Genomic DNA, 18,318 nt, shown 5'->3' on the forward strand with positions numbered 1-18,318 from the left:
CGGGTGCCTGCCGTGGATGTCTCCAAAGATCCGAGCTTTTACGCGCTCCTGACCGGGAGTTTTCGCCGAGCCGTCGGCCGGCCGCTGGTGCCGGAGCCGGGTCGCGACGAGGCCTGGCTCGATGCCGAGGCGCCCTTCGCGGTTCTCGCCCATGACGGAGGCGAGGATCCCTGCTTCATCTATGCGAACCTCACCGCCCTGCGCATCTTCGGCTACGAGAAGGCCGAGCTCATCGGGCTGCCCTCCCGCTTCTCGGCCGAGGCTCCCGAACGGGCCGAGCGGCAGCGTCTCCTCGACGCGGTCACCCGCGATGGGTTCGTCGACAACTATGCCGGCATCCGCATCCGCAAGGACGGAACCCGCTTCCCGATCCGCGATGCCATCGTCTGGCAGCTCGTGGACGAGGCCGGCCTGCTCCACGGGCAGGCAGCGACCTTTTCGGTCTGAGCGGGTTCGACAGGTGTCGACGCGCGGAAAACGTGACGATCCTTCTTCTCCACCCCACGACCTCATCCTGAGGTGAACGCGTCAGCAAGCCTCGAAGGAGGACTCCAGAACTCGCTACGCGAACTTGAGGGCTCCTTCGAGGCCTCTGCTGCGCTTCGGCGCCTCAGGATGAGGTGGCGGGTGGGATTGCATCGGCATCCTCGCCGAGCGTCATCAGAGCGGCATTTCCGCCGGCAGCCGCGGTGTTGGTGCTGACGCTGCGCTCCCGGAGCAGCCATTCGAGGGAGTAATCCTCGGCTCCCCGCTCCAACCTGTCCGGCGAGACGGCGAGGACCGGGATGATGGTGCCCGGCAGGGCGGCGGCCCTGAGCGTTGCCGCGAGGGTCGCATCCGCCTCGCCCTCCACCAGGATCGCCGCGCAACCCAAGGCGTCCGGCCCATCGGCCACGTCGATCGTGCCCCGAACCGCGCCGGGCAGGATGTCGAGCGCAGGTCGCAGGGCAGCGGGTAGCTGAAGTCGGATCGTATTGCCGGTGGCGAGGCACGCCGCGATCTGTGCGAACAGCCCGGTCTCGGTGGCTGGCAGGCACAGGACCGTGCCGCGCGGATGCAGGCTGTAGCGGTTGCTCTCGCCCACCGATCCGGGCAGGGCGATGTCGAGCCCGAGGAGGCTCCTCTCGGCATAGGACTCGCACCGCACCTTGTCCCTCTCCCTGCCCGCCGCCCTCAGGGCGTCGCACAGCGACGCCAGCGGCTCGGGCATCGCGGCGAGGCGCCGGGCGAGGCCGGTCTCCACGGACGCCGAAGCCAGGAGGCGGCGGAGGTAGAGCGGGCCGCCGGCTTTCGGTCCGGTCCCCGACAGGCCCTCGCCGCCGAAAGGCTGCATGCCGACCACGGCCCCGACGAGGTTGCGGTTGACGTAGAGGTTGCCCGCACGGACCCGGTCCACGAGGCGCGCGACGGTGGCGTCGATCCGGCTGTGGACGCCGAAGGTCAGGCCATAGCCGGTCTCGTTGATGGTGGCGGCGAGCCCATCGAGACCGTCGCGCTTGGTGCGCAGGACGTGGAGGATCGGCCCGAAGACCTCACCGGAAAGGTCGTCCAAGCTGTCGATGGCGATCAGGCTCGGCGGGACGAAATGGCCAGCCGCGCAGGAGGCGGGCAGCGGGAGCCGGTCTACGGCATGGCCGCGCTCCCGCATCCGCGCCACATGCGCCTCGATCCTCTGCCGCGCGGCCTCGCTGATGACCGGCCCGATATCGGTGGCGAGCCGGTCGGGATTGCCGATGGTGAGCTCGGCCATTGCCCCCTTCAGCATGGCGAGGATGCGCTCGGCGATCTCCTCCTGTAGGCAGAGCACGCGGAGCGCCGAGCAGCGCTGCCCGGCCGAATCGAAGGCCGACACCAGCACGTCTGCCACCACCTGCTCCGGCAGGGCGGAGGAGTCCACTACCAGGGCGTTCTGGCCGCCGGTTTCCGCGACGAACGGGATCGGTCGCCCCCGGGGGCCGAGGCGCCTTGCCAACTCGGCCTGGATCCCCTTGGCGACGTTGGTCGATCCGGTGAACAGGACGCCGTCGATGCGCGGATCGGCCACGAGGCGTGCGCCGACCCGCCCCCCTCCGGGCAGGAGGCCGAGCACGCCCTCCGGAATCCCGGCCTCGATCAGGATCTCCACCGCGAGCCCCGCAACCAGGGGCGTTTCGCCGGCGGGCTTGGCGAGAACGGCGTTGCCCGCCGCGAGGGCCGCCGCGACCTGTCCGATGAAGATGGCGAGGGGGAAGTTCCACGGGCTGATACAGGCGACCACGCCGAGGGGGACATGGGTCGCGGGGTTGAGGCCCCCCGACTGCGCCCCGTAATAGCGCAAAAAATCCACCGCCTCGCGGATCTCGGCCGCGGCGTTGGCGAGGGACTTGCCCGCCTCGCGCACCAGCAGCCCGAGGAACGCGTCGCGCCGTGTCTCGATCAGGCCGGCCGCATCGGCCAGGATCTCGGCCCGCCGCGACGGCGCCGTCGCCGCCCAGTCGAAGGCCGCCGAGCCCGCCCGTGCGAGGGCGGCCTCGATGCATCCGTCATCCGCCTCCACCACGTGGCCGACGATATCGCGGTGATCCGCCGGGTTGAGCACCGCCCGCTTCGCGCCTTCGGTCCCCTCCGACGGAACGGGTCGGCACAGGAAGAGTGTCGCCGCGCTCTGCGGCAGGGCATCGCCGAGGGAAGCGAGCACGTCCTCGTCGGTGAGGTCGAGGCCGCGCGAGTTGGGCCGGCTTCCGGCGAACAGGTCGCGCGGCAGGGGGATTCCCGGATGCCCCGATCCAGGCGGCGAGACCCGGCGCGCCTGTTCCACCGGATCGGCGACGAGGTCGTCCACCGGGATGGCGGGGTCGGCGATCCGGTTGACGAAGGAGGAATTCGCGCCGTTCTCGAGCAAGCGCCGGACGAGATAGGCGAGCAGGGTCTCGTGCGTGCCCACCGGCGCGTAGATCCGGCACGGACGGTGGAGGATCGACCCGCCGACCACCCCCTCGTAGAGCGTCTCGCCCATGCCGTGGAGGCACTGGAACTCGTAGTCGCCGGGCTGGAAGTCCGGTCCCGCCATGGCGACGATGTCGGCGAGCGTGCGGGCGTTGTGGGTGGCGAATTGCGGGAACACCGCCTTGCCGGCCAACAGCAGCCGGCGCGCGCAGGCGAGATACGAGACGTCGGTATGCACCTTGCGGGTGAAGACTGGAAATCCGTCGAGGCCGTCGACCTGGGCGCGCTTGATCTCCGAATCCCAATACGCCCCCTTCACCAGGCGCACCGTGAGGCGGTGCCCGCTCCGCCGCGCGAGGTCGACGACCCAATCCACCACCGGGAGCGCGCGCTTCTGGTAGGCCTGGACGACGAAGCCGAGCCCGTCCCAGCCGGCCAGGCGTTCGTCCATCGCCAGGGCTTCGAGGAGGTCGAGGGAGAGGTCGAGGCGGTCGGCCTCCTCGGCGTCGATGTTGAAGCCGATGTCGTGACGGCTCGCCGCGAGGGCGAGGTCCATCAGTCGCGGCAGCAACTCGTCCATCACCCGCTTGCGTTGGGTGCGGGCGTAACGCGGATGCAGGGCCGAGAGCTTGACCGAAATGCCCGGCCCGGCGAGCGGTCCGCGACTGCCCGATGCCGCGCCGATCGCCGCGATGGCGCCGGCATAATCCTCGGCATACCGGGCGGCATCTCCGGCATTCATCGCCGCCTCGCCGAGCATGTCGTAGGAGTACGTAAAGCCCATCGCCTCCCTGCGGCGGCCGTTGCGCAACGCCTCGGCGATGCTGCGGCCGGTGACGAACTGGCCTCCGAGCATGCGCATGGCGAGATCGACGCCCTTGCGGATGGCGGGTTCGCCCGCGCGCCGCACCACCCGCGTCAGTGCCGCCGTCAGGCCGGGTTCGTCCGGCGCACCCACGACTCGCCCCGTCAGGACCAGCCCCCATGTGGCCGCGCCGGCGAAGAGGGAGGTGGTATGTCCGAGATGCGACTGCCAATCGCCATGCCCGATCTTGTCACGGATCAAGGCATCCCGGCTCGCCGCGTCCGGAATGCGCAGAAGCGCTTCGGCGAGACACATCAGGGCGACCCCCTCCGCGCTCGACAGGCTGAACTCGCGCATCAGCTGCTCGACGGGGGCGCGCGAGCCCTTGGCGCGAAGGGTGGTGACGAGGTGCCTCGCCAGTTCCGTCGCGGCCGCATTCTCGGCCGGGCTCTGTTGCGCAGCCGCCATCAGGGGGGCGAGGCATTCGGATTCGGGGAGACGATGGGCGGACCGGATGGCGGCCCGGAACGCGCCCATCGGTGCCGAAGGCCCCGCGAACCCGTCGAAAGGCTCCCTTGGATCCAGGGTTGATCCGGGCGGGATCGGCGCTGCGGAGGGGAGGGAGGGGCCAATGCTCATGGGTCGAGGCCCTCCTGCCGCTACGCCGCGCGGCCGCCGGTTCCGGGCGGCGATCCTGCGGGGACGGATGCTGCGGACGTCGCCTGCGCGACGGCCTGGTTGCTCCCGGTGGAACCGAGACTGTCGCCTGCCAAGCAAAAACAATGCTGGACGTGGCGGTTCCGCTAGAGCGCCGCGAGGCGGGGTTCCGGCTCCAGGCGCTCGGCCACGAGGCGCTGCAACCGCCAGAGATGGTCGTCGAGAATGCCGGCCTCGGCGCAGGCCCGCGCCGTGCGGTAGAGGTATTCCGCGCTCGGGCCGAGATGCCCCGCGCCGGTGGCGATCCGGTCGGCGATCTCCTCCTCGGTGAGGCGGCCGGTGTAGCGGTCGCTGGCGCGGTTGACGACGAAGGTCAGTGCGGTGACCGGGCCGGCGCCCGTCTCCACCGTGACCCAGCGCCCCGCATAGCCGCCGCCGCGCATCTCGCGGCGCCAGACCGGCATCAGGGTCGCGGCCGGGTCGATGCCCTCTAGGCGGAACACGACTCCCCGGCAGATGCCGCCCCGGTCGAGGGCGAGGACGAGGCCCGGCCGGTCGCGGCTCCCGCGAAAACGCCGCTGCAACAGGCAGAAGCGCCGATGATAGCCCCGCACCGTGCCGGTGCGCCGCTCGGCCACGGCGAATTCCGGCTGCCAGATCAGCGAGCCGTAGCCGAACACCCAGAGCCCGTCTCCCTGCCTCGGCCTGCCATGAAGCATCCGGTCGAGGCCGGGTGCGAGATCGAGATCGGACAAGAGATGCAGGGCGCCCGCATCGTCGGCGACGGGAGTCGGATGGGCGCGGGCGATGAGATCGAGGGTGAGCGAGAGCGGACGATGCGGCATGGCCAGTATCGGAGCATCACCGGCCGGTCCGGGCAAGCCGTCCGAAGGATGGGTATCCTCAGCCCTTCGCGTTTCCCAACGCCTCCAGCTCCTTGAACGGCTCCGTCCGATGGCCCTCGCAGACCTCCTCGACATCGTCGAGGATGCTGAGCTTGCCGGCCTCCTCGCGAATGACGGCCTTGGCCTTCTCGCCCTTGAGGAAGCGCCGGCCCATCATCCGGGCGGACACGCAATAGAGGGTGCGACCGTCATCCTCGAACGGTCCGGCGATTCGGCTGTGCTCGAACCGGACCGGGATCACCGAGATCGACCCGAAGCCGCTCTGGCGCAGGGCCAGGGCGGCCACCCGCTCGCGCATGGTGAAGGTGGCGCCGGGCGCGGGCGCCGGATCGGGCCGCCCGCATCCGGTCAGTGCGATGGCGACGAGGCCCAGCCGCACGCCGACTGCGCGGCGGGACGTTGCGCGGTACGTGCGAGCGCGCGGGGAGACGGGCATGATCGTCGAATCTCGGACGAGGGGCACACGAAGCATAGCGTCGAACACGTACTGCGGGAATCGTTTCACAGATGCAATCGGCGTGCTCGTGTGGGGCGATCGGGCCGTTTCCAACGCGCCCGCTGCGCTCTAAGGAAGGGGCCATGCAATGGACCGACGACGGCGTGGTGCTGGGGCTGCGCAGGCAGGGCGAGACCGGCGTCGTCCTCGAAGTGATGACCCTGGACCATGGCCGCCATCTCGGCCTCGTCCATGGGGGTCGCTCGCGGCGGATGCAGCCGGTGCTGCAGACCGGTAATCACGTCCGGCTGACATGGCGGGCGCGCCTCGACGAGAGCCTGGGGGCCTTCGCGGTCGAGCCCCTCGAATCCTCGGCCGCGCGGCTCATGGGCTCCGGCCTCGCCCTTTACGGGGTGACCAACATGGCCGCGCTCCTGCGCCTCCTGCCCGAGCGCGATCCCCACCCCGCCGTCTACGAGGCGGCCCGCATCCTCGTCGCCCATCTCGACGACCGGGTGATCGCGCCGCTCCTGATGGTGCGGTTCGAACTCGCGATCCTGTCCGAGCTCGGCTTCGGGCTCGATCTCAGCGCCTGCGCCGCCACGGGCGGCAACGATGCGCTGATCTACGTCTCGCCCAGGACCGGGCGGGCGGTCAGCGCCTCGGCGGGGGAGCCCTTCCGGGACAGGCTGCTGGCGCTGCCGGGCTTCCTTCTCGACCGGAAGAGCGGCCGAACCGGCTTCATGCCGCCCGACGAGCGGGATGTAGCCAATGGGTTTACCTTGACGGGGTATTTCCTCGACCAGCACATCTGGGGGCCGCGCGCCATCGCCCCTCCGGCGGAGCGGGCGCGATTCGTTGCGTTGGGGACGCAGAGCGCCTAAGTCCCGTTCGCGTTATGTTCTGAATTGGGCCATGTCCGGCCCGGGAGTTCGTCATGGGCCAGCCCTTCGATCCGCCATCGGGATCCGACGGCATCGAGAGCGTCGAGCTGAAGTCGGCGCTGGAAGAGCGCTACCTCGCCTATGCGCTCTCCACCATCATGAACCGGGCCCTGCCGGACGCCCGCGACGGGCTCAAGCCCGTCCATCGCCGCATCCTCTACGGCATGCGGCTGCTTCGGCTCGACCCGAACACCGCCTTCAAGAAATGCGCGAAGATCGTCGGCGACGTGATGGGTGATTTCCATCCCCATGGCGACCAGGCGATCTACGACGCCCTTGTTCGCCTCAGCCAGGACTTCGCGCAGCGCTATCCGCTGGTCGACGGGCAGGGCAATTTCGGCAATATCGACGGTGACGGCCCCGCCGCCTACCGTTACACCGAGGCTCGGCTGACGGAGGTCGCGCGCCTCCTGCTCGATGGGATCGACGAGGACACGGTCGATTTCCGGCCCTCCTACAACGGCGAGAAGGACGAGCCCATCGTCCTGCCGGCGGCCTTCCCGAACCTGCTCGCCAACGGCTCCCAGGGCATCGCGGTGGGCATGGCCACCTCGATCCCGCCTCACAACGCGGCCGAACTCTGCGACGCGGCGCTCTATCTCATCGGCCATCGCGAGGCGACCTCGGCCCAACTCCTCACCTTCGTGAAGGGGCCGGATTTCCCCACCGGCGGCATCCTCATCGACAGCGCCGAGTCGATCGCCGAGGCCTACCGCACCGGGCGCGGCAGTTTTCGCGTGAGGGCGCGCTGGGCGAAGGAGGATACCGGGCGCGGCACCTGGACCATCGTCGTCACCGAGATTCCCTACGGCATTCCCAAGGCCCGTCTCATCGAGAAGCTCGCGGAACTCCTGCAGGAGAAGAAGCTGCCGCTGCTGGCCGACGTGCGCGACGAATCGGCCGAGGACGTCCGTGTGGTACTCGAGCCGCGCTCGCGCAGCGTCGACCCGGTGATCCTCATGGAATCGGTGTTCCGGCTCACTGAGCTCGAGGCCCGCATCCCCCTCAACATGAACGTCCTGGTGGGCGGTCTCGTCCCGCGCGTGATCGGCCTCGCCGAGGCCCTGCGCGAATGGCTCGACCATCGCCGCGTCGTGCTCCAGCGCCGCTCGCGCCACCGTCTCGCGCAGATCGAGCGCCGCCTCGAAATCCTCGGCGGCCTGCTCATCGTCTATCTCGACCTCGACGAGGTGATCCGCATCATCCGGGAGGAGGACGAGCCGAAACCGTCCCTGATGAAGCGGTTCGAACTCACCGAACTCCAGGCCAACGCCATTCTCGACACCCGCCTGCGCTCCCTGCGGAAGCTGGAGGAGATGGAGCTGAAGCGCGAGCTCGACACGCTGACCAGGGAGAAGGACGGGCTGGAAGAGCTTCTCGGCTCCGAGAGGATGCAATGGTCGGACATCACCAAGCAGATCCGGGCGGTGAAGAAGGCCTTCGGGCCCGAGACCAAGCTCGGTGCCCGCCGCACCACCCTGGAGAACCCGCCCGATACCGCCGGGATCGACTTCACCTCCGCCATGGTGGAGCGCGAGCCGATCACCGTCATCGTCTCGGCCAAAGGCTGGATCCGCGCCCTCAAGGGGCATGTCGCCGATCTGTCGGGCGTGGCCTTCAAGGGCGACGACGCCCTCAAGATCTCCTTCCTCAGCGAGACCACGGCCAAGATCCTCGTCCTTGCCTCCAACGGCAAGGTGTTCACCCTCGAAGCGGCGAAGCTTCCGGGCGGGCGCGGCTTCGGCGATCCGATCCGGCTGATGGTGGATTTCGACGACGGCGCCGAGATCGTCGCCGCCCTGCCGTATCAGCCGGGCGGCAAGCTCCTCGTGGCGGGGTCTGACGGGCGCGGCTTCCTCGCCCCGGCCGACGCACTCGTGGCCAATACCCGCAAGGGCAAGGGGATCATGGGGCTCGACGAGCCGGCCCGGGCCATCTTGCTCGTGAACGCGAGCACCGGTGACCACGTCGCGGTCTCCAGCGCCGACCGGCTGCTGCTGGTCTTCCCGTTGTCCGAACTGCCCGAACTGTCGCGCGGCAAGGGCGTGCGCCTGCAGCGCTGCCGCCAGAGCACGCTCACCGACGCCCATGTCTTCACCCTCGCCGAGGGCCTGCCCTGGCGCGACAGCGCCGGTCAGGAGCGGCTCGCCAACGCGGCGCTGCTGGAGAAGTGGATGGGCCACCGGGCCGAGGCCGGCACGCTGATGACCCGGAGCTTCCCGAAATTCGAGCGGTTCGGAAAGTAGATGCTGAACTCTGCCAACGCGGCCTGATCCGCGCTGGTGCTGCGACGATGTTTATCGGGTGGTTGCGCGACGAAGGAGTATCCGGATGGCCGACGCCGTAAGCCCGCTGACGCCCGATCTCGAAGAGCAGCTCGGTCGCATTCGGAGAGCGCGCGAAGAGAGCGAGAAATTCGTCGCCGGGCAGAAGAAACTCACGGCCGAAGCACTGAAGCTGGATCGCGACCGTAGGCTTGCACCTTGGCAGATCGCGTTGTCCGGCATGGCTGCCGGAGCCGCGTTCTTCGGCGCTGGCGCTGCCTTCGTGAAGATTCTCGGTCCCTAGCGGACAGACACGATGTCCGTCAGCGCTCTCGCTCAGCGGCGGCGGAACTGTCCGCGGATTGGCGGGCGCGGACCGGAGGAGCGCTCGTCCTTGTGGCGGAACACCAGGCGGCCCTTCTCGAGATCGTAGGGGGACATCTCGACGGTGACGCGGTCGCCGGCCAGAGTCTTGATGCGGTTCTTCTTCATCTTGCCGGCCGTGTAGGCCACGATCTCGTGGCCCTGGTCGAGCTGCACGCGATAGCGTGCGTCCGGCAGGATCTCGATCACGAGACCGTCGAACTGCATCAACTCTTCTTTCGCCATCCACACTCTCCAGCCGGAACGCCAGAACGGGGCATTCCGGGACACCAAAAACATAGCCGTTCGGCAAAACGCTGCGGGCGGCGGGTCCGATCCCATCGGATGCGCAACACCGGCGAGCGTCGGCACGACATAATGTTCGCGCGTCCCGTAAGCAAGCTTTTACCGCCGGGAACGCTATCCCGTCGACAGGAAATCACATGCTGTCCTGATACCTCGACAGTGTCGCGGGTGCCTCAACTGCCCGATTCGGGGGCTCATGCCGGACGACGATAAGGAGACCTCATCGTCGTCCGGCCGCGCGACTGCGCGGTGGCGGGTGTTCGCCGAACTCGCTGAGGACGACAATAGGTCGGGATCGGCGCCGCTCGGTATCGAGCTGCATCCGTGGTGAGTACGGCCTTCCCGAGCCGGCGGCGATACGCGGGCCCCTCGCCTCAGGGCGTCACGGCGTTGCCTGCGTAATCGATGCGGCCGTCCGGTGTCTTCCTCCAGACCTGCAGCACGTAGCCGGGCGCCTTGGGCTGGCCCTTGGCGTCGAACGCGATCTCGCCGATGGTGGTCTTGAATGGTGCACCGCCGTGCAGGACATCCGCGACCTTGCGGCCCTCGCTCGACTTCGCCTGATCCACCGCCTGTCTGAGGATCTCCACCGCCGCATAGCCCTGAGCCGCGACCATGTCGGCCTCCGGCGTTCTCGTTCTGGCCGCCACGCCCTTGAATTCGGTTAGCTTTCTCGGTTCCGGCAGGAGAGTCATCACCGTCCCCTCGGCGCCGGGGCCGGCACCCGTGACGAAGTCCTTGTCGAGCAGCCCGTCGCTGCCGACGAGGGGAATGGCGAGACCCGCCTCGCGCAGGGAACGGATCAGCTGGCCGGCTTCGGGCGCGAGACCGCCGAAATAGATGACCTCGACCTGCGCGCGTTTCAGTCGGGCGACGAGGGTCGACAGGTCCTTGTCGCCGCGGCCCAGGCTCTCGAAAGCCGTCTCGGCCTGCCCGTTCGCCTTGAGAATGCGGGCGACGTCGTCGACGAGGCCACGCCCGAACGTGCTCTTGTCGTGGACGAAGCCGATCCGCCGCCCACGGAAACGCCCGAGGAGGTAGGCCGCTGCGATCGGCCCCTGCTCGGCATCGCTGCCGCCGATACGGAAGACGTTCCAGGCCCCGCGCGCCGTCAAGGCAGGCCAAGCGATGCCGGGCGTCACCGCGACGATCCCCGCGTCCTCGTAGACCGGCAGGGCCGACGCCGCCACGGTGGCGTTGAACGGTCCGACGACGAGGGGGACCCGATCGGCGATGAACTTCCGCGCGACCGCGAGCCCTTGCTGGCCGTCGCCGGCATCGTCGGCCACCACGAGGGCGAGCTTGCGGCCCGATGGCCCGGCCGCGCGGTTGAGATCCGCCACCGCCTGTTCGGCTCCCGCCCGGAGCCCCTGTCCGAAGGCGGCATCCGGCCCGGTGAGAGGGAGCGAGAGGCCGATCCGGACCGGTGCCTGGGCCGGAGTTTGAGCGACGGCGCCGGATGCCGCGACAGCCAGCGTGGCGAGGAACGGTACGGCGGCCGTGGGTGGGATGCGTCTCATGGTGCGAGGCCCGGATGGTCGGCGAGAGGCCGGTCCAGCTTCCATAGCGCGGTCTGACGGACTTGGCGCGGCCGGAACGACGTGGGCCGTCCTTCCATGGGCGATCCCGGCGTGCCGGTTGGCACGCTTCGGGGACCGGGCATGGCATGGGCCTCGCCTGCGCATTGCGCCGTGGGCACCGGAGCCTATCTCCCGGAGGCGGCGTTGCGTGAGTGCCGTCATGCCCTGGACGCGCAGCGCGCGGAGTGTCCCATGCTCTCCACCGAAACCGACATCCTCAACGCGGCCGAGGCGTGGCGACGCAGCGGGCGCGGCGTGGCGCTCGCCACCGTGGTCGAGACCTGGGGCTCCGCGCCCCGCCCGGTGGGCAGCCACCTCGTCGTCGACGAGGGCGGCAACTTCCTCGGTTCGGTCTCGGGGGGCTGCGTCGAGGGGGCCGTCATCACCGAGGCGCTGGACGCCATCGCCGACGGACGGCCACGGGTGATCGAGTTCGGCGTCGCCGACGAGACCGCCTGGCGGGTGGGTCTCTCCTGCGGCGGGCGCATCCGCGTCTTCGTCGAACGCATCGACTGAAGCGGCGCCATGAAGCTCGACTCCCTCCGCTCCCTCAATGTCGAGCGTGCCGCGCGCCGCGCCGCGCTGCTCGTCACCGACCTCGATGACGGCAGCCAGCGCGTGGTCCGCGAGGCCGAAATCCCGGCCGATCCCCTCGCCGACATCCTGGCGCGACGCCTCGCATCGGGGAAGAGCGGCCTCGTCGAGGCGGAGGGGCGGCAGTTCTTCCTCACCGTGCAGGTGCCGACCGTGCGGCTCGTCCTGATCGGGGCGGTGCATATCAGCCAGGCGCTGTGTCCCATGGCGGCGGCGATCGACCTGTCCGTGAGCGTCATCGACCCGCGGACGGCCTTCGCCACGCCCGAACGCTTTCCCGAGGTTCCCCTCGTGGCCCTCTGGCCCGACGAGGCCCTGGCCGGCCCCGTGCCGCCCCTCGACCGCTATTGCGCCGTCGCCGCCCTGACGCACGATCCGAAGATCGACGATCCCGCGCTGATGGCGGCCTTGAAGGCCGAGTGCTTCTATGTGGGCGCCCTTGGCTCGCGGAAGACCCATGCCGCCCGGGTCGAGCGCCTGTCGCAGGCCGGGCTCTCGCCCGAGCAGATCGCACGGATCGAGGCGCCGATCGGCCTCGACATCGGCGCCGTGAGCCCGGCCGAGATCGCCGTCTCCATCCTGGCGCAGATCGTCTCCGCCCTGCGCGGGGCCAGTCCGCGCGCCGTCGACCGGGGAGTTCCCGCGTGAAGTTCGGTTCGGTCGCGATCGCGCGGGCCGCGGGGCTCATCGCCGCCCATACCCTGCGGGCCGACGACGTGATCGTCCGCAAGGGGCGGCCGATCCGGGGCGAGGACGCGCGTCGTCTCGCCGAGGCGGGCCTCGACAGCGTGGTGGCCGTGACCCTGGAGACGGGCGATGTCGGCGAGGACGAGGCCGCCGCCCGTCTTGCCGGTCGGGTGGCGGGCGCGGGTCTCTCCACCGGCCCCGCCTTCACCGGACGGTGCAACCTTCAGGCGGAGGTGGCGGGCATTCTGATGATCGACCGTTCCGTCATCGATGCGGTGAACGCGGTGGACGAGGCGATCACGCTCGCGACCCTGCCACCGTTCCGGCCGGTGACTCCGGGCGAGATGGTAGCGACGGTCAAGATCATTCCCTATGCCGTGTCCGGTGCCGCCCTCGACCGTGCCCACGGGATCGCGACGCCGGCGTCCCTCACGGTCATGCCCTATCGCCGCTTCCGGGTCGGAGTCGTCTCCACCCTGCTGCCGGGGCTCAAGGAGACCACCGTCGCCAAGACCCTGCGCAACCTGGAACGCCGGCTGGGGCCGACCGGGGCGGGGATCGCCGCCGACCTTCGAGTCTCGCATGAGGCCGACGCGGTGGCGACCGCCATCCAAGAGGCCATCGACCGCGACGGATGTGATCTCGTCGTGGTGTTCGGCGCCTCGGCCATCGCCGACCGGCGCGACGTCATCCCCGCCGGCATCGAGGCGGCGGGCGGGGAGGTGGAGCATTTCGGCATGCCCGTCGATCCCGGCAACCTTCTGCTCGTCGGCCGTCGCGGCGAGGTTCCGGTGATCGGTGCTCCGGGCTGTGCGCGTTCGCCCGCCGAGAACGGGTTCGACTGGATTCTGCACCGCCTCCTCGCCGGCCTCGTGATCCGCCGTGCCGACATCGTCGGACTCGGTGTCGGCGGGCTGCTCATGGAGATCGTGTCCCGGCCCCAGCCGAGATCGGGCCAGGACAGCGCCTCCGACGAGGGCGTGTCGGACGATGCCTGATCCCATCGGCATCGTCCTCCTCGCCGCCGGCCGTGGGACGCGTTTCGGCGAGGCCGCGAAGATGCTCGGACTCCTCGACGGCAAGCCGCTCGTCCGCCACGCGGCCGAGTGCGCGGTCGCGGCGAATCTCGGGCCCGTGGCGGTGATTCTCGGCGCGCATGGCGCTGCGATCCGGCAGGCGCTGGACGGTCTCCACCTGCGGATCGTCGACAATCCGGCCCATGCGGAGGGCCTGTCCACCTCCCTGCGATGCGGGCTCGACGCCTTGCCGGAGCCCGCCGCAATCATCGTGATGCTCGGTGACATGCCGCGTATCCGGCCTGCCCACTTGGCCGCCCTGGCCGCCTCTTTCGTGGCAGCCAACCCAGCGCCGGCCGCCATCGTCCCGGTCCATCGCGGCGCACGCGGAAACCCGGTTCTCCTGAATCGCGTGCTCCTCGCGCCCGACTTGGCCTCGCTCAGCGGAGATCAGGGCGCCGGCCGAATCCTCGCAGCGCGGACGGACGTCGTCGAACGGGAAATGGATGCGGCCGTCACTCTCGATATCGATACCCAGGCCGCCCTGATCGATGCCGCCCGCCCCTGATCAAGAGGCTTTGCCCGGCCGCTTCGCCTCGTTCCGGCACCGGTCGGAGCAGTAGCGGACCTCGTCCCAGACCCGTTCCCATTTCTTGCGCCAAGCGAAGGGCTTGCCGCAGGTGGCGCAGACCTTGGTGGGCAGATCCGCCTTCTTGCGCATGCGCGGCATGGGAGCCTCGTCCTATCGCCCGAGCTGCCCGGCATCCGCGACGGCGACCGGGCTCCAGCGGGTGATCTGGATGAAGCCGTCGCGGGCGGCGATGACCACATGGCGGCGATAGCGGTGGACGATCGTTCCCGGCGAGTGGCGGTGCGGCTCGCGCCAGCCCTCCGCCGCAGCGACGAAGACGCGGTTGTCGCCGAGCCGCGCGATGGTCTCGATGGTGCCGAAGGCGCGCATCCGCCGCAGGATCGCCTCCACATCGGAGCGGAAATCGAGGGTTCTGTCCGCATCCGTCACGCGGGGCCAGTAGGAGCCTTGACCCTGGGCCTTGGCCGCCTGCCAGCACGCCGGCAGGTCGCGTGCGATTGGTCCCGAGGCCAACCGTCGGGCAGCGATCTGGCATTTGGCGAGAAGGGTCTCGTGGGTCTCCTGCGGCGCCATGGCGAAGGTTTCCTGCGCGAGGACGTCGCCCGTATCGAATCCCTCCTCGGCTAGCACGTGCGCGGTCACGCCCCAGTCGGTGCGTGCGTCGGTGATCGCCTTGAACAGCGGGTAGGGGCCGCGCCCGACCGGCAGCGGCGAGGGGTGGAAGTTCAGGGCATAGGCGGCCCGGTTGCGCCAGCCCCGGATGAGCCAGGGGTAGCCAGCTACCACCAAGGCCCAGTCCGTCCCGTGGGCCTGAGCCAGGGCGTCGAGATCCGCGAGCTTGATCCGCGAGAGCTGCATCGGGATACGGTGCCGGCGGCTCTGGGCTACGACCGTCTCGTTGTGGTCGTAGAGCCCGTCGCAGGGCCGGGTGAACAGCTTGATCGGCGTCCATCCGGCGTCCACCAGCGCTTCGAATACGCCGCCGAGGAAATCGATGCCGGCGAAGGCAAACTTCATGGAGAACCCCGGGAGCGGATGCGCGGCGTGCGACTCTACGGATGGTGCCTCACGGGCTCCACGGTCGCGTCGTCCGCCTTACCTATCCGATCCGGCACGGAATGGGAGCGGTCATGAATCGGGTTGTGATCTACGGTGGAACCGGCGGCATCGGCATGGCCACGGCGCGGGCCCTGCGCAAGCGCGGTATCCCGCTGCATCTGGCGGCGCGCAATGCCGGGCGGCTCGAGGAGGCCGCCGCCGACCTCGGAGAGACCACCTTCACCGCAGGCGACGTCGCGGACCCCGCCCATTTCGCGACGGTGACGCAGGAGGCTGGCGACACCTTGGCCGGGCTCGTCTACGCGGTCGGCACCATCAACTTGAAGCCGCTGGCGAAGCTGACCGCCGACGATGCGGTGACGGATTTCAAGCTCAATGCCCTCGGCGCTCTCCTGGCCCTCCAGGCTGCGGCGCCGGCACTCAAGGCGGGGGCGGGCGAGATGGGGGCAGGCGTCGTCCTGTTCTCCACCGTGGCGGTGGCGCAGGGGTTCGCGGCCCATGCCTCCGTCGCCATGGCCAAGGGCGCTGTGGAGGGGCTCGCCTTATCCCTCGCCGCCGAGCTGAGCCCTCATATCCGGATCAACGTGGTCGCCCCCTCGCTGACGCGCACGCCACTCGCCGCCGCCATCACCGGCAACGAGACGCTGGCTTCGGGAATCGCGTCCATGCACGCCCTGCAGCGGCTCGGCACGCCCGACGATATCGGCACGCTCGCCGCTTTCCTCGTCTCGGCGGAAGCCGGCTGGATCACCGGGCAGATCATCGGCGCGGATGGCGGCCGCTCGACGCTGCGTACGAAGGGGTGACGTCACTGCGTACCCTCCGCTTCGTCCTCGGTGACCAGCTTCACCGGCGCGTCTCCTCCCTCACCGATCTCGAGCCGCAGTCGGACATCGTGTTCATGGTGGAGGTGCGGGAGGAGGCGACCTATGTCCGCCACCACAAGCAGAAGATCGCCTTCCTGTTCGCGGCCATGCGCCATTTCGCGGCCGATCTGGAGGCCGAGGGCGTCACCGTGGACTATGTGCGCCTCGACGCGCCGGGCAATACTGGCTCGTTCACCGGCGAACTCCGGCGGGCGGTCGCACGGCACGAACCCGATGGAATCATCGTTACCGAGCCCGGTGAGTGGCGTGTTTGGGAAATGATGCATGGCTGGCGTGATGACCTGCCAATGCCCGTCGAGATCCGCGAAGACAACCGTTTCCTCTGTCCGCGCGCGGATTTTGCACGCTGGGCCGAGGGACGGCACGCCTTGCGGATGGAGACCTTCTATCGCGGCATGAGGAAGCGCACGGGCCTGCTGATGAAGGACGGCGAGCCGGTGGGCGGCCAGTGGAACTTCGACCACGACAACCGCAAGAAGCTGCCGCGCGGACACCGATCACCGGAACGCCCCGGCTTCACGCCCGATGCGATCACGTCCGAGGTCATCACCCTGGTCGCGGAGAGGTTCGCCGACCATTTCGGCGATCTCGACGCATTCCGCTGGCCGGTGACCCGCACTGACGCCCTCACCGCCTTGAAGCATTTCTTGGACGAGTGCCTGCCACATTTCGGCGACTACCAAGATGCGATGAAGACGGGCGCGCCCTTCCTCTACCATGCCCTCCTCTCCCCGGCGCTCAACGCGGGCTTGCTCACGGCGGAGGAGGTCTGCCGGGCGGCGGCCCGCGCCTATGACGAAGGTGCGGCCCCCCTCAACTGCGTCGAGGGCTTCATCCGCCAGATCCTCGGATGGCGCGAATACGTCCGGGGACTCTACTGGGCTCGGATGCCGGCCTATGCCGAGACCAACGCCCTCGCCGCCAGGCGCGACCTGCCGTGGTTCTACTGGTCGGGTGAGACGCGCATGAACTGCCTCGCTCAATGTGTCGCCGATACCCGCACCCATGCCTACGCCCATCACATCCAGCGACTGATGGTGACGGGCAACTTCGCGCTGCTAGCCGGGCTCGAACCGGCGCAGGTGGAGGAATGGTATCTCGTCGTCTATGCCGATGCCTACGAATGGGTGGAGCTGCCCAACGTCCACGGCATGGTCCTGTGGGCGGATGGCGGCGTCATGGGCTCGAAGCCGTATGCGGCCTCCGGCGCCTACATCAATCGGATGTCCGACTACTGCCGGGACTGCGCCTACGATGTGGCGGCCAAGGCCGGCGAGGGCGCCTGTCCCTTCAACTACCTATACTGGAACTTCCTCATCGAGAATGCGGAGCGCTTGGCCGGAAACCCACGGCTGGCCATGCCCTACCGCACCCTCGATGGGCTGGGGCCGCGGCGGCGGGATGAGATCACGTCCGATGCCGCACGTTTTCTCGCCGGCCCGGAGATGCGCTCGGGCCCGCCCTGATTCTCATTCTCACCAGGGTTGCCAGACACCGAGGGTAACGTAGGGGCTTCCCCCGCCATCGGTTTCGGTCTGGTAGCCGAGCGAGGCGCGGAAGCTCACGTCGCCTATGCGAAAGTCGGTGGCGTGGACACCGATCCCGAGCTTTGAATAGCCGGTCCCATCCACGTAGAGGGCAGCCTCCGGGCCGAGATAGGCACCGAGCACGTCGTAACCCCAGGCAAGGCGGCACCAGGCGCTCTGGCGCGTCGAGCCGAGGATCACGGTGGCAGCAAGGAGGGATTCCTCTGTCGGCCGCGCCCAGACTTCCCCGTGCAGCCTGATGCCGTAGCGGTTGGGCAGCACCGTTGTGCCGAGGACACTCTGCTCCACCTCGATGCTTCCCTCAGGCCCTGCGAAAGCGGCGACGACACCCCAATCGTGGAACCATTGGTATCCGGCGAGCACCGCTCCGAGCGCCGTCAGGCGGGTCTGACTCGTGGAGATGCCCCGTATCGAGGGACCACGCTCGACCCTCGCTCCCGCTCCCCCGCTTGCGAGGATGGCGAAACCGTCCCGATCGCGCCCGTCGAACGTGATCTTCGCGCCGCCCGTAATGAAGGACGAGGATCCGGCATCGAGGCTGCCGAAGATCAACGCCGAGACGGAGCCCTCTTCCGCTCGTGCCGGGCCGAAGACGACGCCAAAACAGAGTGTGGCACAGCACATGAGTGTCGGACGACGTGAATGCAGTGATCGGTTCGTTGATCTCGCCGGCCCTCCCATGTCCATTCACGCCCCGTCTTGCGGAAAAACGAGTGTACGGACTTATATAGGAAGTTGTGCTGTCGAGTCG

At 69.1% G+C, this 18,318-nt stretch carries 18 protein-coding genes; 10 read left to right on the top strand and 8 right to left on the bottom strand.

Going from position 1 to position 18,318, the window contains the following annotated elements; genetic code table 11:
- The first annotated feature begins 12 nt into the window (after positions 1–12).
- Positions 13–447 carry an MEKHLA domain-containing protein gene (locus K368_RS0108005; RefSeq protein WP_027171926.1) on the top strand — a complete coding sequence of 145 codons (435 nt, stop codon included), beginning with the start codon at positions 13–15 and terminating at the stop codon, positions 445–447.
- Positions 448–610: 163 nt separating this feature from the next.
- Here K368_RS0108005 and putA read toward each other — a convergent pair whose 3' ends face one another.
- From putA to K368_RS0108020, 3 genes are all read right to left on the bottom strand, one after another.
- Complete coding sequence (putA, locus tag K368_RS0108010; protein ID WP_245259536.1) at positions 611–4,369, bottom strand: bifunctional proline dehydrogenase/L-glutamate gamma-semialdehyde dehydrogenase PutA; 3,759 nt, start codon at positions 4,367–4,369, stop codon at positions 611–613.
- 164 nt (positions 4,370–4,533) lie between these two features.
- Positions 4,534–5,232 carry a gamma-glutamylcyclotransferase gene (locus K368_RS0108015; RefSeq protein ID WP_027171928.1) on the bottom strand — a complete coding sequence of 233 codons (699 nt, stop codon included), beginning with the start codon at positions 5,230–5,232 and terminating at the stop codon, positions 4,534–4,536.
- A 58-nt stretch (positions 5,233–5,290) separates the two neighbouring features.
- Positions 5,291–5,728, bottom strand: a complete 438-nt coding sequence (locus K368_RS0108020) for a hypothetical protein (RefSeq protein ID WP_051440020.1) — start codon at positions 5,726–5,728, stop codon at positions 5,291–5,293.
- 143 nt (positions 5,729–5,871) lie between these two features.
- On the opposite strand from K368_RS0108020, the gene recO reads away from it, so the two are divergent.
- The 3 genes from recO (at position 5,872) to K368_RS0108035 (ending at position 9,240) form a co-directional block, all read left to right on the top strand.
- A complete protein-coding gene (recO, locus tag K368_RS0108025) occupies positions 5,872–6,612 on the top strand; it encodes a DNA repair protein RecO (protein WP_027171930.1) in 741 nt (246 codons plus the stop codon).
- A 53-nt stretch (positions 6,613–6,665) separates the two neighbouring features.
- Entirely contained in the window at positions 6,666–8,918 is a 2,253-nt protein-coding gene (gene parC / locus K368_RS0108030; protein WP_027171931.1) for a DNA topoisomerase IV subunit A, read from the top strand.
- 85 nt (positions 8,919–9,003) lie between these two features.
- Positions 9,004–9,240, top strand: coding sequence for a hypothetical protein (locus K368_RS0108035; protein ID WP_027171932.1), 237 nt, complete (start codon positions 9,004–9,006; stop codon positions 9,238–9,240).
- A 32-nt stretch (positions 9,241–9,272) separates the two neighbouring features.
- Here the strand turns inward: K368_RS0108035 and infA are convergent, their stop codons facing one another.
- Together infA and K368_RS0108050 are read right to left on the bottom strand one after the other, a co-directional pair.
- Positions 9,273–9,545: a translation initiation factor IF-1 gene (infA, locus tag K368_RS0108040; protein WP_018045296.1), complete on the bottom strand. Its 273-nt coding sequence runs from the start codon at positions 9,543–9,545 to the stop codon at positions 9,273–9,275.
- Positions 9,546–9,979: 434 nt separating this feature from the next.
- Complete coding sequence (locus K368_RS0108050) at positions 9,980–11,125, bottom strand: branched-chain amino acid ABC transporter substrate-binding protein (protein ID WP_051439813.1); 1,146 nt, start codon at positions 11,123–11,125, stop codon at positions 9,980–9,982.
- Positions 11,126–11,377: 252 nt separating this feature from the next.
- Between K368_RS0108050 and K368_RS0108055 the strand changes: the two genes are divergently transcribed.
- Genes K368_RS0108055 through K368_RS0108070 form a run of 4 tightly spaced genes read left to right on the top strand, consistent with a single transcriptional unit; the run spans position 11,378 to position 14,050 of the window.
- Complete coding sequence (locus tag K368_RS0108055; protein WP_027171934.1) at positions 11,378–11,701, top strand: XdhC family protein; 324 nt, start codon at positions 11,378–11,380, stop codon at positions 11,699–11,701.
- Between the two features lie 9 nt (positions 11,702–11,710).
- The gene (locus K368_RS0108060) at positions 11,711–12,427 is read left to right on the top strand and encodes an XdhC family protein (RefSeq protein WP_027171935.1); all 717 of its coding nucleotides are present in this window, start codon (positions 11,711–11,713) and stop codon (positions 12,425–12,427) included.
- Positions 12,424–13,464: a molybdopterin-binding protein gene (locus K368_RS0108065; RefSeq protein WP_027171936.1), complete on the top strand. Its 1,041-nt coding sequence runs from the start codon at positions 12,424–12,426 to the stop codon at positions 13,462–13,464. Before K368_RS0108060 ends, K368_RS0108065 begins: the two co-directional genes overlap by 4 nt.
- Positions 13,457–14,050, top strand: a complete 594-nt coding sequence (locus tag K368_RS0108070; RefSeq protein ID WP_027171937.1) for a nucleotidyltransferase family protein — start codon at positions 13,457–13,459, stop codon at positions 14,048–14,050. Before K368_RS0108065 ends, K368_RS0108070 begins: the two co-directional genes overlap by 8 nt.
- Here K368_RS0108070 and K368_RS25925 read toward each other — a convergent pair whose 3' ends face one another.
- Together K368_RS25925 and K368_RS0108080 are read right to left on the bottom strand one after the other, a co-directional pair.
- On the bottom strand, positions 14,051–14,212 hold the full coding sequence (locus tag K368_RS25925; RefSeq protein ID WP_187273466.1) for a DUF2256 domain-containing protein: 162 nt from the start codon (positions 14,210–14,212) through the stop codon (positions 14,051–14,053).
- 12 nt (positions 14,213–14,224) lie between these two features.
- A complete protein-coding gene (locus K368_RS0108080; RefSeq protein ID WP_027171938.1) occupies positions 14,225–15,091 on the bottom strand; it encodes a formyltransferase family protein in 867 nt (288 codons plus the stop codon).
- A gap of 113 nt (positions 15,092–15,204) precedes the next feature.
- Between K368_RS0108080 and K368_RS0108085 the strand changes: the two genes are divergently transcribed.
- Positions 15,205–15,939 (top strand): SDR family oxidoreductase, encoded by a 735-nt coding sequence (locus K368_RS0108085; protein WP_027171939.1) that lies wholly within the window; start codon positions 15,205–15,207, stop codon positions 15,937–15,939.
- Positions 15,936–17,486 carry a cryptochrome/photolyase family protein gene (locus tag K368_RS0108090; RefSeq protein WP_027171940.1) on the top strand — a complete coding sequence of 517 codons (1,551 nt, stop codon included), beginning with the start codon at positions 15,936–15,938 and terminating at the stop codon, positions 17,484–17,486. The genes K368_RS0108085 and K368_RS0108090 overlap by 4 nt, the downstream gene beginning before the upstream one ends.
- A gap of 9 nt (positions 17,487–17,495) precedes the next feature.
- On the opposite strand, the gene bcsS is transcribed toward K368_RS0108090, so the two are convergent.
- Positions 17,496–18,191, bottom strand: coding sequence for a cellulose biosynthesis protein BcsS (gene bcsS, locus K368_RS24250; RefSeq protein ID WP_245259537.1), 696 nt, complete (start codon positions 18,189–18,191; stop codon positions 17,496–17,498).
- Between the last annotated feature and the right edge of the window lie 127 nt (positions 18,192–18,318).

Source organism: Methylobacterium sp. 10, assembly GCF_000519085.1.
Lineage (GTDB): Bacteria > Pseudomonadota > Alphaproteobacteria > Rhizobiales > Beijerinckiaceae > Methylobacterium.

Coding starts and splice junctions, on each gene's coding strand:
- recO (WP_027171930.1), top strand. CDS start 5,872: ATGCAATGGACCGACGACGGCGTGGTGCTGGGGCTGCGCAGGCAGGGC.
- K368_RS0108055 (WP_027171934.1), top strand. CDS start 11,378: ATGCTCTCCACCGAAACCGACATCCTCAACGCGGCCGAGGCGTGGCGA.
- parC (WP_027171931.1), top strand. CDS start 6,666: ATGGGCCAGCCCTTCGATCCGCCATCGGGATCCGACGGCATCGAGAGC.
- K368_RS25925 (WP_187273466.1), bottom strand. CDS start 14,212: ATGCCGCGCATGCGCAAGAAGGCGGATCTGCCCACCAAGGTCTGCGCC.
- K368_RS0108015 (WP_027171928.1), bottom strand. CDS start 5,232: ATGCCGCATCGTCCGCTCTCGCTCACCCTCGATCTCATCGCCCGCGCC.
- K368_RS0108020 (WP_051440020.1), bottom strand. CDS start 5,728: ATGCCCGTCTCCCCGCGCGCTCGCACGTACCGCGCAACGTCCCGCCGC.
- putA (WP_245259536.1), bottom strand. CDS start 4,369: ATGAGCATTGGCCCCTCCCTCCCCTCCGCAGCGCCGATCCCGCCCGGA.
- K368_RS0108085 (WP_027171939.1), top strand. CDS start 15,205: ATGAATCGGGTTGTGATCTACGGTGGAACCGGCGGCATCGGCATGGCC.
- infA (WP_018045296.1), bottom strand. CDS start 9,545: ATGGCGAAAGAAGAGTTGATGCAGTTCGACGGTCTCGTGATCGAGATC.
- K368_RS0108080 (WP_027171938.1), bottom strand. CDS start 15,091: ATGAAGTTTGCCTTCGCCGGCATCGATTTCCTCGGCGGCGTATTCGAA.
- bcsS (WP_245259537.1), bottom strand. CDS start 18,191: ATGTGCTGTGCCACACTCTGTTTTGGCGTCGTCTTCGGCCCGGCACGA.
- K368_RS0108035 (WP_027171932.1), top strand. CDS start 9,004: ATGGCCGACGCCGTAAGCCCGCTGACGCCCGATCTCGAAGAGCAGCTC.
- K368_RS0108050 (WP_051439813.1), bottom strand. CDS start 11,125: ATGAGACGCATCCCACCCACGGCCGCCGTACCGTTCCTCGCCACGCTG.
- K368_RS0108070 (WP_027171937.1), top strand. CDS start 13,457: ATGCCTGATCCCATCGGCATCGTCCTCCTCGCCGCCGGCCGTGGGACG.
- K368_RS0108060 (WP_027171935.1), top strand. CDS start 11,711: ATGAAGCTCGACTCCCTCCGCTCCCTCAATGTCGAGCGTGCCGCGCGC.